We start from the raw sequence: 12,608 nt of genomic DNA on the forward strand, positions 1-12,608 counted from the left end.
ATGGCATCCAAATCCGAGCTGCTGCAGGCGCAGGCCTTCAACCGCCGTCGCCTCCAGACGGCCTTCACCAGCGGAGCGCCCGGCGGGCGTGAGCTGCCCCCGGCCAAGCCGATGCGCGGCGTGGTCGTCAGCGTCGCCCTCGGCATCCTGACGATCATCGTCTCGCTGCTGATCGGCACCTTCACCGGCACCCTGCCGAAGGGCTGGGGCGACGGGTCGATCATCGTCGTGCAGGGCGAGGGGTCGCGCTACGTCGCCCTGGGCGACACGCTCTACCCGGTGAAGAACCTCGCCAGCGCGCGCCTGCTGGTGGGCACCACCAAGATCACCTCGGTGCCCGCGAGCAAGCTCGACGGCATCACACGCGACCCGTCGCCGGTCGGCATCGACGGCGCGCCGGACTACCTTCCGGCGCCGGATCGCCAGTACGACGGCGCCTGGCTCAGCTGCGTCGCGGCCGACGCGCCGCTGAAGATCTCCACCCGGCTGCTGGGCGATCCGTCGGGACCGGCGGATCAGGCGGCGCTGGTGAAGGACGACGACGGCGGCTACTGGTTCGTGCAGGACGATCGCCGCTACGCCGTGCCGCGGGACAGTGTCGCCGTGGTCGCCAGCGTCTTCCTGGGCATCGACGACGTCGGGTCCGTGCCGAAGGTGCCGGGCGCATGGCTGAACCTGGTCGCACCCGGCACGCCGCTCGATGTGAATCTGGGAAGCAAGCTGGGGTCGGATGCCGGAGCCGCGGGCCTCATCGTCGGCCAGGCCGTGCAGACGCAGGCCGACGGCCAGACCGTGGCCGAGTACATCGTGGACGGGAAGGGGCGCCTCGTGCCCGCGACGCCGTTCGCCCGCACCCTGCTGACCGCGTACGTCGGCGTCGACCCGGTCGTGATGACGGTGGCCGAGGCGACCAACCTGCGCGACGTGAACTCCGACGCCGTGCCCGAGGACTGGCCCGAGCGCGTACCTGCCGAGTCGGCCGACCCCGCTCGTGCCTGCCTGCAGATGAAGCCGACCTCGGACGGGCCGATGGTGTCGGTGGCGACCAGTCCGGACGAGCTCGAACCCGGCACCAGGGTGCAGCCCGGTGCCGGAGCGGCGCTGACCGCACGCGGCAGCGGCGAGGGGGCCACGTACGGATTCGTCTCGGAGGCCGGCGTGTTCTTCCCGATCGAGGCCGCCGAGGACCTCAAGCTGCTCGGCTACAGCACCGCGCAGTCGGTGAGCGTGCCCACGGCGTGGACGCAGCTGCTCGAACAGGGCCCGACGCTGAGCCAGGGGATCGCGCAGAGGACGGCGCCGAGGCAGGAGAAGTGATGCGCGCGCTGCGCAGTGCGGCGGCGGTCGTGGGCATCGTCGTCGCTCTCGGGCTGGGTGCTCCGGCGGCGGATGCCGATCAGACGCCACCGGCATCCGCTCCCTCCATGGATGCCGGTCAGCAGTGCACGCCGGGCAAGCGGCTGCTCTCGTCGGCCCCGAGCTACCTCGTCGACCGCCTCGGCCTGGCCGAGGCGTGGACGCTGAGCCGCGGGCGGGGCGTGACCGTCGCGGTCGTCGACTCGGGCGTGCAGGCGGGCAACGTGCACCTGAAGGGCGCCCTCGTGCCCGGGTTCACCAGCTTCGGCGGCGGATCGGCGCCGGCCGACGCCGACGTGGCCGGGCACGGCACGGCCGTCGCCGGACTGATCGCGGCACGGCGGGTCGAGGGCTCCGGGGTGATCGGCATCGCACCGCAGGCGAAGATCATGCCCGTGCGCGCCTTCGAGGCCGCGCCCGATTCCAACGGCTCCTCCCGCGACCTGGTGGTGCCGACCACGGCATCCATCGTCGCCGGCATCCGCTGGGCGGCCGACCACGGCGCCCAGATCATCAACGTCTCGCTGTCCGACGACGGCTCCGCCGGGGCCTACCGCAGCGCGGTCGACTACGCGCACGACCGGGGCGCGCTGGTGATCGCCAGCGCGGGCAACCGCCGCACCGCCGGCACCGACGGCCCCGACCCGGCGCACTTCTACCCGGGCGAGCTGCCCGGCGCGCTCGCCGTGGCTGCGGTGCTGGCCGACGGCAGCTGGAGCGCGGAGTCGTCGTACGCCGGCGAGCACGTCGACATCGCCGCTCCCGGCCAGTCGGTGCCCACCGCGTACATCTCCGGCGGCGACTGCGTGCTCAACCCGGACTCGGCGTCGTCCAGCTACGCCACCGCAATCATCTCGGGTGCGGCGGCGCTGATCGCCTCCCGCTACCCGGACGAGTCGCCCGATGAATGGGCGTTCCGGCTCACGCAGTCGGCACTGCGCGTGTCCCCCGGTCAGCGCAGCGACACCGTCGGGTGGGGCGAGGTGCGGCCCGCCGGCGCCCTGGCGCTCATCGACGACGGCAGCCTGCCGGGGCCGGATTCTCCCGCGCATCCGCCGCAGAAGCCCGAACCGCAGGCGGAGCGCACGGTCGACCTCGATCCGGTCTCCGATCCCCTCGACCCGGCGCGCGTGATCGTCGGGTGGGGGCTGGGCGCGGGAGCGACGATCTCGATCGTCCTGCTGCTGATCTCCCGCTCGCGGGCACGGCGTCTGCCCGGCTGACCTGCGCGCCGCATGGGGAGTGCTCCCCCTATGGCGCGCGGAGACCTCTTCGTAGGATTGCTTCAACGGTCCACGGAAGAGGAGTTCATGGTGAGTCTCGACATGGCGGACGCCAATCGCCTGCTGGCAGAGCTGCGCGAGAGCGCCGCCGAGATGCAGCGTGAGCTCCGCGCGGTGGCGACGGCGACGGAGCAGATGACTGCCGTGACCGTCGAGGACGACAAGAAGGCCGTCAAGCTCACGCTCGCCAGGAACGGCGCGGTCGAAGCGCTGGTCCTCGACGAGGACTGGCGCGACACGATCGGCGAGGAGAACCTCGGCGCGTCGGTGAGCATGTGCTACCAGACGGCGCTCGGCAAGCGGTTCGACCAGCTGCTCAGCGGTGTCGAGGAGCAGCCCGACGACGACGCCCGCATCGCGATCCCGGCGTCCGCGCCGGCGCCGCTCGGCGACCCGACGACGGCCTCGGCCGAGGAGGGGCGCAGCAGCATCCAGCACGCGGTCGACCAGGCGCGCGACCAGCGCGAGGCGTACCTGGCCAAGGTCAACCAGCGCGGCAGCGAGGTGCGGGATGCCGTGAACTCGGCCCAGACCGTCATGGTGACGCGTCGCGGAGCGACCATCACCGGCGTGGCCGTGGACGACCGCTGGGTGCGCAACGCGGATGACGCCGTGATCGAGCGGGAGATCGTCCGGGCGATGAACAACGTGATGACGATGTCGGCCCGCGATCGGCAGAACGCATATGAAGGCTTCCCGGCCGTGCAGCGGCTGATGGAGATGACGAAGGATCCTCGCGAGATGCTGCGCCGTATGGGCAGCATCCGCTGAGAGAAGGAGCAGAGACATGGGCCTGTGGGGAACGATCAAGGACGTGGGCGGCGACATCGTCGATGCGGTCACTCCCGTCGACGAGATCATCGATTTCGGCAAGAACATCGCGGAGGGCGACCTGATCGGCGCAGGGGGCAACATCCTCGACGCGCTCACTCCGATCGACGAGATCGTCAGCATCGGATCCCACATCTTCGGGGGGCCTGACGGCCTGGGGATGTCGGAGCTGACCGACGACGTGGCCGACAGGCTGCCGGTGATCGAGGGGGAGTCGGCGCTTCCCGAGGCGCCCCCGCAGCCGGACGCCTCGTCGTTCGGCCCCGAGGGAGAGGTCGACGTCGAGACCGAGTACCTGCGCAAGGATGCCGGGATCTGGGATGAGGGCGGATCCAGCTACGCGACCATCGCCGGCGCGGCCGACGGCCTGACGATCGACCCGTCGGCGTTCACGTTCTTCGGCGTCGAGGCGGCGCAGGCGTATGCCGACTTCCAGGTGACGATGGCGCAGCTGCTGCACAGCGCTCCGGACGCGCACAAGGGGTTCGCGGAATCGCTGCGGCTGACGGCCGACGACTACGACAGGACCGACCAGGACTCGGAGACCGCGCAGAAGAAGGACATTCCCGACGGCGGGGACGGCACGCCCGGCGGCGGCGGGGGGAGTACCGGCACCGGTGGCGGAAGCGTCGGCGGCGGCGGCGGAGGGAACCCCGGCGGTGGTGTCGGCGGCGGTGGCGGGGGGAACCCCGGCGGTGGCGTCGGCGGTGGCGGCGTCGGCGGCGGTGGCGTCGGCGGCATCGATGAGGGCGACTCCGGGATCGACGACCCCAAGGTCGACGGCTCGGTCGACGGGTCGGTCGACGACGCGGGCGACGATGCCGCTCAGGATGCCCTGCTCGACGCCAGGGCGGATCAGCTCGACACCCGCGCCGACGCGCTCGACAAGCAGGCGGACCAGGCTGACGCGCACGCCGAGAAGGCGCTGCAGCAGACCGAGGCGATCGATCAGCAGATCGACGAGCTGCAGGAGCGCGCCGCGGAACTGGACCGCACCGCCACGGACGCCGACCGGCGTGCGACTGAGCTCGACCTCAAGGCCGAGCAGCAGCTCGAGGCCGGAGACTCCTCCGGGGCGCTGCAGAGTCGCACCGATTCGGCCGCGCTGCGCGCCGACGCGGCCGCCCAGCGCGCCGAGGCCGCTGAGATCCGCGAGCAGATCGAGGACCTCGAGGGCCAGCGGGACGAGGCGATGGAGGAGATGACCGACGCGCGCGAGGACGCCGCCGAGCTGCGCGACAAGGCGGCCGAGCTGCGTGACAGTGCTGCTGACCTGCGTGATCAGGCGGCGGACGGCACGCAGGGCGACCAGCCCGCCGAGGCCGAGCTCGAGACCCCGGTCGAGATGGACGTCGATCCGGTCGGCGACCCGGTTCCGGACAACGTGGCCGGCGAGCACGTGCCCGGCGACCTGGTCGGCGACCCCGCGCCGGATGGCCCCGCCGGAGGCGATGTGGCCGGCGAGCCCGTGCCGGATGGTGCGGCCGGTGGCGATGTGGCCGGTGGCGATGTGGCCGGTGGCGATGTCGCCGGGGGCGACGTGGCCGGGGAGCCCGTGCCGGATGGTGCGGCCGGTGGCGATGTCGCCGGGGGCGATGTGGCCGGAGAGCCCGTGCCGGATGGTGCGGCCGGTGGCGACGTGGCCGGAGAGCCCGCGCCGGTTGACGCGCCTGATCGTGAGGCCATCCGCGTCGACACCGGCGACGGCGCTGTGCAGACCGGCTTCCCCGGCGGCGGCGGCGCCGAAGGACTCGGTCAGTCGGCCTCCGCCTGGCAGAGCCGCCTCAGCAACTGAACGTGAATCGAAGCAGCAGGAAGAAGGACTGAAATGAACAATCGTGCTCCCACCGGTCGCGGCGGCAGTGACATGACTGCTCGGAACGCAGAGGATTCGAAGTCGGACTTCGACCGCTTCACGGGCTTCATCGATACGGTCGTCGACATCATCAACGGCGGCATCGGCATGCTCGACCTGGTGCTTCCCGACGGGATCATGGAGAGGATCCAGGGCCTGCTCGACAAGATGTTCGCCAAGGTGAAGGAGGCGATCGACAAGGTCGGCGAGGTCTTCGCCTATGTCGGAAGCCCCTCCACGCTGCGCACCACCGGGCTGGACTGGGTGCAGGACGTCGGCAACCCGGCGCAGCAGTGCACCGCCACGCTGCAGCCGTCCGTGCTGCCGACGACCGGCCACTGGACGGGTCAGGCGTACGACGCCTACCGGCTCCGTGTCGACCTGCAGAAGCCGGCCGCCGACGACGTGCTCACCAAGTGCCAGGACATCAACACCCAGCTCGACAGCTTCGCGGGCGCGATCGAGAACTTCTGGATCGGGATGCTCGGCGCGGTCGGCGCCCTGGTGATCGGCGTGCTCGCCACCGCAGCCGAACTGGCCGGCGTCGTCACGGCGCCCGCGGCGATCGCCACGATCATCGGCGCCGTCGGCGTGTTCCTCACCTTCCTGGTAGACGGCATCTCCGCCATCACATCCGCCAACCAGGCGACTTCGTCGTTCGTGGTGAGCGTCACGAACGCTCTCGCCTCGACGAGCGCCTACCCGGGCGGAGCCTGGCCGCGTCACACGGCTGCGTGAACGTGACCGGCATCCAGCAGGCCCCAGCAGCGCAGCACGCGCTGCTGCTGGAGTTCGGCGAGCACCGCGAGCGCATTCCGGCCGGCGAGCCGTTCGTGATCGGGCGTGCCGCCGACCTGTCGATCGGCGACAACCCGTACGTGCACCGGCGCTTCCTCGAGATCGCGGAGCGCGATGGCATGTGGTGGCTGACGAACGTCGGCTCGGGGCTCACCGCCTCGGTAGCATCCGCCGACGGGCTCGCGCAGTCGTGGCTCGCTCCGGGCGCCACGATGCCGCTGGTGTTCGGCGCGACCACCGTGATGTTCACGGCGGGCGAGACCACGTACGAGCTCGCCCTCAGCGCGGACAGCCCGTACTACGAGGTGACCGCGTCGTGGCGACCGGGCGCCGGCTCGGAGAGCGTCTCCGGGCTGCTCTCGCCCGTGCAGCGGATCCTGCTGACGGCGCTGGCCGAGCCCATGCTGCGCGCAGGCGCCGCAGGGTCGGTGCGGCTTCCGCCGCTGGAGCAGGTCGCGGTCCGGCTGGGCTGGTCGCTCGAGAAGCTCGAGCGCCGTGTGGGCAGCCTGTGCGGCAAGTTCGCACGACTCGGCATCCGAGGACTGGAGCGCAACGCCGACGGCGAGCTGCTCGCGTCGGCGCGGTCGCGGATCGTGGAGCATGCGGTCGGCGCGCGGATCGTGACGCCCGAGGACCTCGAGCTGCTCGACGCGTTCGTCGCGCAGGACGCGTTCGCGACGGTCTGACAAGGTGTTCCCCCGGCGGTTCGTCTCCAGGGGCACCTGATATACACGTAGAGGCGCGTCGAGCGCCTCGGGGGCCGCGCGCGACGCGCGCGGGTCGTTTGACGAGGAGGATGTGGATGAGTACTCCGGCAGGTTGGTATGACGACGGTTCCGGGCGTCAGCGCTGGTGGGACGGGCAGCAGTGGACCGAGCACTACGCGCCGGCCGGCGAGCAGGCCGCTGCCGCCGATGACGCGGCTGCGGTCGACGCCACGGCTGCGCCGGCGGATGCCGATGCCGCTCCGGCATACGCCGCTGCGGGGTACTCGGCACCGGCCGCCCCGGTGCAGACGACCGCGCCGGTGAGACGGACGGCCGTGCTCGGCTTCATCGGGCTGGGCCTGGCCGTGGTGGGCACGGTGCTCGCATGCATCCCGAACGTCCTCACGTTCGCGATCGCCTGCGTCGTGCTGCTGGCGGCCTTCGTGGTGTCGCTGATCGCGGTGTTCCAGAAGGGCACGGCCAAGTGGCCCTCCATCACGGGAATGGCGCTGGCGGTCGTCGGCGGCATCATCGGGATCGTCGTGCTGGTGGTCACGCTGGCAACGGCCATCGCGAAGATCCCCATGCCGCCGCTGCCGACGGACTTCCCGTCATCGCCCGGCATCGAGCAGCCCTCCGACCCGCCCGCCGACGGGCAGAGCGACGGACGCCCATCGCCCGAGGAGATCGCCCACGGGGTCGAGCAACTTGCTCACGAGGGCGGCGTCACCGACTACGACGACAAGCCCGACTTCTACCCGTGCGTGGGCCAGTACCTTTACGACTCCGATCTCTCGGACGAGGCGCTGCGCGCCACGGCCGCGGGTGAGGACCTCGATGGCGCTGAGCGTGAGAAGGCCATACAGATCGGGGTTGAGGCCACAGTCGAGTGCTCCACGCCTTAGGAGATCGCGTGCGGTCTCGATGGGCACAGCTCCCCATGGGATCGCGCGGCGATGCGGGCTATCATCGCCGTGGACGAGTTCGTAGGAGGGGATGACCGATGGTCAACAAGGCGCAGCGGTTCGACGGCGGCGGGTTCCAGCTCGACGAGGACACGGCGATGCGTCAGATCAAGCTCGTCGAAGACGCTCAGAAGATCGTCGACGAGTCTCGCAAGACGATGGCCAGCCTCGGTGAGGGGCAGACTCCCGTGGTGTGGACCGAGGATGGCAAGTCCGTGGATCTGACTGCAGAGCTGAAGCGTCGCTACGATGCCTCAGGCAAATGGCTCGACGCGATCAGCGCCGACCTCGCCACAGCACGCGAGAACATCAGCAAGGCCATCGACGAGACGCAGCTGCTGAACGAGGCGCAGAAGGTTCACTATCAGAACCTGCTGTACCGGACGACCGGCACCACGTCCAACGGGCCGATCGCCGTCTGACCGGGGGAGAACATGGGACAGAACGTAGAACGCCTCGGCCGGCTGAAGCTGAACCAGTCCAACTGGGTCGCCGTATCGGTCCGGCTGGGCCAGCACGTGCAGCGCAGCGCGACCTTCGAGTCGATCGATGAGGCCAGCTCGGGGGTCCAGAAGGCGGCACACACCGACGGCTTCGAAGGCGACCTGGGCGACGTGATCCGCACGGGTCTCACGAAGATCCACAAGGATCTGCTGGATTTCACCGAGTATCAGGCCAAGCTCAACAAGGTGATCACCATCGCCAACGATGTGCTGCACAGCACCGCATCCGAGATGGACGGACTGCCGGACAGCGAGCTCAGCTCGCATCAGAAGGACACGCTCGCCCACGCGACCGAGACCAATTCGCCGGTGCAGGTCTCGCCCGGCGTCATGCTGACTCCCGCGCAGGCCGAGAAGTACTACCTGGATCAGGCGGATGCCCGGCAGGAGGAGGCCGCCACCAAGCTCACCATGAGGCTGGACAAGCAGCTGCAGGAGCTCATCGACGGGCTGCCCGAGTCGAAGTACGATCCGCCCAAGCCGCCCAGCGACGACGAGAACGGCGGCGGTGGCACCGGCGAGATCTCCCACGAGTACGGCGGCACCGGCTCGGGCGGCGGCGACGGGCGCTACGACGGGCCGGGTGTGCACAACCCGAACGACCTGAACGACGACAACAACCCGAACAACAACAACAACTCGAACAACGACGGCAACAACAACGGTGACGGCAACGGCAACGGCGACGACGACGGTCGGCCTCCCAGACTGTCGACGTGGCCGCCCATCACGGAGCCGCCGCTCCCGCCGTATGAGCCGCCGCTCCCGCCGTACGAGCCGCCGGTGTGGCCCCGGCCCGATGACAGCGACCCGCCGCCCAACGTGGACGGCGACGGCAACGGCAACGTGCCCGGCCCCAATCCTCCGGGCTCCAACCCGCGGCTCACCCCGCCTCCCGGCACGATCGGCACGCCCCCGGGCGGTGTCGGCGGCGGCATCGGCGGCGGCGTCGGCGGAGTGGTCGGCGGCACCGCAGGCGGTGTCGGCGGTGCAGCCCTGGCCGGTGGCCTGGCACGTCCGGGTGCCCTGGGCGCTGCCGGTGGAATGGGCGGCCTGAACGGCGCAGCCGGCGCGGGTTCGGCACCTGGAACCGCCGGTGCGGGCGGTGCAGCCCGCGCGGGTGGCGCGAACGTGATCGCGCAGTCCGGGGGAGGCGGCGGGCGTGCCGGCATGATGGCCGGTGGCGGCGCGGCGGGCGGCGGACGCGGTGGCAAGGGCAAGCGCCGCCGCGGTCAGGATCTGGTGGCATTCGAGGTCGATCCCGAGGATGACGACGTCACTCCGGATCTCGGTGCCGCCGGCGCAGCAGGCAGCTCGACATCCGACGGTCGCGAAGAACTCGGCTGGTGACTCTCGGCCCAAGGGCGCTCTCCTTCGGGTGAGCGCCCTTCGGCGTGCGCGCGCGCTGGCGTGTCAGCGCGCATCAGCGCCGGCCGCGATCGCAGGCGGCGGCCTCAGGCGGCGATGATGCGGATCACGCAGTCGCCCAGCTGCAGCACCATGCCCGGCACCAACCCGAAGCGCTGGTGCGGGGTCATCGGGCCGGAGCGTCCGTCACCGGTGCGCAGCATCGAGCCGTTGCCCGAGCCCAGGTCCTCGAACCACGCCTGACCGTCCACGACCCCGAACCGGCCGTGCGTCCGCGACACCGAGCGGTCGCCGTCGGGTACGGCCACGAGCGCGGCATCCGGCCGCTCGCCATCGGGCAGACTCGGAGCGCGACCGATGTAGCCGATGCCGGTGATCGGCATGGTGCTGCCGTCCTGGAACTGCAGAGCGACCACCGCCTGCGCGAGGGCGTCCATCGGCGCGGGTTCCGGAGCCGGAGCGACGGGACCGGCGACGGTCTCGGCCGGTGCAGCCGTGTCTGGTGCGTCGGATGCCGGGGCGACGGCATCCGATTCCGCCGCGGAGGCCCGTGCCGCGGAAGCCTGCGCCGCGGGCTGCGGGGCGGGCGGAGCCGAACGCTCCAGCACGCGACGGAACGCCAGCTCGGCATCGCCGCCGAGCACCAGCACATCACCGGGCACGAGGAAGTACGGCGTCTGCGAGGCCAGGTCGGTCACGCCGCCGCCGAGGTGGCGCACGGAGGCGCCGTTGGCGGAGCCGAGGTCCTGCACCCACAGGTCGCCGTCCTCGATGCCGAATGCGGCGTGCGTGCGCGACAGCGAGCGCGCGCCGTCGGGAACGCGCACCAGGATCGCGTCGGGGATCGACTCGGGCGCGCGGGGCGCTCGGCCGATGAAGCCCAGGCCGCTCGCCCTGACCACGGTGCCGTCGGCCAGTTCGAACACCGGGACGGTGCCGGCGTCGGGCAGCTGAGGCTGGGCGGGAGCGGATGCGGGGGATGCCGGAGCGATCGACGCCGGCGCCGCGCCGGGCACCCGCGAGATGGGGGCGCTCGCGATCACCGCGCCGTCCGTGCCGATGACGGTCGACTCGCCGGCGGCGGTCACTCGCGCCTCCAGGCTCGGCGCGCGACCACCGGCGGCGGTGGCCAGGCGGGCTTTGCGCACGTCGATCATCCGCGCACCGCTGACGCCGTCGAGCGCACCCGCGGCGGCCAGGCCCACCGGCAGCAGCACCGGGATGACGTGCGCCACGCCCATCAGCAGGCTGCGCGGCAGCAGACGGCGTGCGCCGACGGTCACCTCGGAGTCGCGGCGCACCGTGCGGATGCCGCAGGCGAGGTTGCCGGGTGTGGCCCCGGTGTGCCCCTCCCACACCCATGCGATCGCCCACAGCTCGATCACCGTCACGGCCAGCAGCACGAGAGAGCCGCTGACCAGCCAGACCAGCGCCGCCGCGACCGCCACGATCGCGACGTCGATCAGATACGCACCGGCGCGCTGCCCGGAGGTCGCCACCACGGAGGCGGCCCCCGGGCGCGACGGTGCGGGGGAGACGCCGGATGCGGGTGCCATGGGCGGCGAGAGAGTCACGAGAAGACCTCCAGGATCTGTCCGGCGATGTCCGAGCCGTAGAGCAGGGCGGCGGGGGCGAGAGCCAGCATCAGCCCCTCCAGGATGTCGCCCGTGCGCGACCATCCCAGCGAACGCCAGTCCCCGGCGAGCGGGACGGTCAGGCATCCGATGATCGTGCCGGCGAGCACCAGCACGATCGCGACCAGCAGTGTGCTGAACTGCAGCGCCAGCACCAGCGCCGTCGCCGCGAGCACGGCCACGACCGCCCCGGTGCCGAGCGCCGCGCCGCGCGCGACGCCGTCGCGCAGCTTGCGCGAGGTGAGCAGCAGGTAGCATCCGACGCCCAGCGTGCCGCCGAGCACGCACCACGACTGCACCGAGTCGGCGCCGGCGGCCGGAAGCGCGTACAGGGTCGACAGCAGCGCGAGCGCGCAGGCCATCACGATGCCCGCCTCCGAGCGCCGTCGCGCCAGGCGGTACTGGGCGGCCGCCTGCGCGGCGTGCACCGGTGCGGGCTCCGCCGGAGGGCGGGAGCGGATGCCCTGCGCGTCGCGGATGACGAACGGGATGTCGATCAGGTCCTCGGCATCCACATCCAGCGCCGCGCCGCGCATGTAATGGAACAGCGGGGCCGCGCACGCGATCTGCACAGCCACGATCGCCGCGGCCGGTATGTCGGCGATGAACGCCGCCGCGTGGATGACGGCGAGCACCGACCAGATCACCGCGACCACCGCGGTGCTGCCGGCCGCGGTGCGTCCGTGCGCGCGCACCAGCGCGTGACGCGCGCACGCCACGGTCGCGCCGGCGATCGCGCCGGCGGCCATCATCGCGCCCGCGTCGGCGAAGCCGGCCAGGGCGAGCGCGCCGGCGCCGGCGGCCAGAGCCGGTGAGAAGAAGGTGACGTAGGCGTTGCGCCCGGCCACCGGCTGCCCGAGCAGCACCAGGGATCCGACCAGCAGCACGCCCGCCGAGACCGAGACGGTCAGAGCGCTCGGTGCGATCACCGTGCAGGCCACCAGAGCGAGCGCGATCAGCAGCAGCAGAGTGAGCAGGGTCCAGCTCTGCGAGGAATCCCCGTGATGCGAGGCGTCCTTCGCGCGTCCTCGGCCGGCGCGACCGGTGCTCGCGCTCGCCGTGCGGTCGAACAGCCAGATGACTCCGCCGTCGCCGGGGGTGTCGGAGACCTCGCTGTCGAGCTCGATGGCGGCGCCCGAGGTGGTGGTGCCCACGTAGCGCTGCAGATCGACGCCGCCGACCGTGAGCAGTTCGGCCACCGTCGAATCGGCGGGAACGACCAGATCGTGGCGGCTGTGCGCGTCGGCCACGGTCAGGCGAATCGTCTTGGCTGCCATCCCCGCCCCTCGACGCTCCTCCATGAGACGC

The 12,608-nt window shown here is 71.7% G+C and carries 11 protein-coding genes; 9 read left to right on the plus strand and 2 right to left on the minus strand.

The features are described from left to right. The 9 genes from eccB (at window position 1) to Q9R19_RS00670 (ending at window position 9,648) form a co-directional block, all read left to right on the plus strand. Complete coding sequence (gene eccB, locus Q9R19_RS00630; protein WP_311254423.1) at window positions 1–1,317, plus strand: type VII secretion protein EccB; 1,317 nt, start codon at window positions 1–3, stop codon at window positions 1,315–1,317. Then, window positions 1,317–2,579 carry a S8 family serine peptidase gene (locus Q9R19_RS00635; protein WP_311254424.1) on the plus strand — a complete coding sequence of 421 codons (1,263 nt, stop codon included), beginning with the start codon at window positions 1,317–1,319 and terminating at the stop codon, window positions 2,577–2,579. Before eccB ends, Q9R19_RS00635 begins: the two co-directional genes overlap by 1 nt. A gap of 87 nt (window positions 2,580–2,666) precedes the next feature. Beyond that, entirely contained in the window at window positions 2,667–3,410 is a 744-nt protein-coding gene (locus Q9R19_RS00640; RefSeq protein WP_311254425.1) for a hypothetical protein, read from the plus strand. Window positions 3,411–3,426: 16 nt separating this feature from the next. After that, entirely contained in the window at window positions 3,427–5,265 is a 1,839-nt protein-coding gene (locus tag Q9R19_RS00645; protein WP_311254426.1) for a type VII secretion target, read from the plus strand. 72 nt (window positions 5,266–5,337) lie between these two features. After that, entirely contained in the window at window positions 5,338–6,063 is a 726-nt protein-coding gene (locus Q9R19_RS00650) for a hypothetical protein (protein WP_311254427.1), read from the plus strand. Window positions 6,064–6,065: 2 nt separating this feature from the next. Then, complete coding sequence (locus Q9R19_RS00655; RefSeq protein ID WP_311254428.1) at window positions 6,066–6,809, plus strand: hypothetical protein; 744 nt, start codon at window positions 6,066–6,068, stop codon at window positions 6,807–6,809. A gap of 116 nt (window positions 6,810–6,925) precedes the next feature. Continuing rightward, window positions 6,926–7,735, plus strand: a complete 810-nt coding sequence (locus Q9R19_RS00660) for a DUF2510 domain-containing protein (RefSeq protein WP_311254429.1) — start codon at window positions 6,926–6,928, stop codon at window positions 7,733–7,735. Between the two features lie 98 nt (window positions 7,736–7,833). After that, on the plus strand, window positions 7,834–8,217 hold the full coding sequence (locus Q9R19_RS00665) for a hypothetical protein (RefSeq protein ID WP_311254430.1): 384 nt from the start codon (window positions 7,834–7,836) through the stop codon (window positions 8,215–8,217). A gap of 12 nt (window positions 8,218–8,229) precedes the next feature. Beyond that, window positions 8,230–9,648, plus strand: coding sequence for a hypothetical protein (locus Q9R19_RS00670; protein ID WP_311254431.1), 1,419 nt, complete (start codon window positions 8,230–8,232; stop codon window positions 9,646–9,648). Window positions 9,649–9,752: 104 nt separating this feature from the next. On the opposite strand, the gene Q9R19_RS00675 is transcribed toward Q9R19_RS00670, so the two are convergent. Both Q9R19_RS00675 and Q9R19_RS00680 read right to left on the minus strand, forming a co-directional pair. Next, window positions 9,753–11,222 (minus strand): FHA domain-containing protein, encoded by a 1,470-nt coding sequence (locus tag Q9R19_RS00675; RefSeq protein WP_311254432.1) that lies wholly within the window; start codon window positions 11,220–11,222, stop codon window positions 9,753–9,755. Window positions 11,223–11,236: 14 nt separating this feature from the next. After that, window positions 11,237–12,577, minus strand: coding sequence for a hypothetical protein (locus tag Q9R19_RS00680; RefSeq protein WP_311254433.1), 1,341 nt, complete (start codon window positions 12,575–12,577; stop codon window positions 11,237–11,239). Window positions 12,578–12,608: the final 31 nt, after the last annotated feature.

The sequence above is a fragment of the Microbacterium sp. ARD32 genome (assembly GCF_031844385.1).
In the GTDB taxonomy this organism is placed as follows: Bacteria; Actinomycetota; Actinomycetes; order Actinomycetales; family Microbacteriaceae; genus Microbacterium.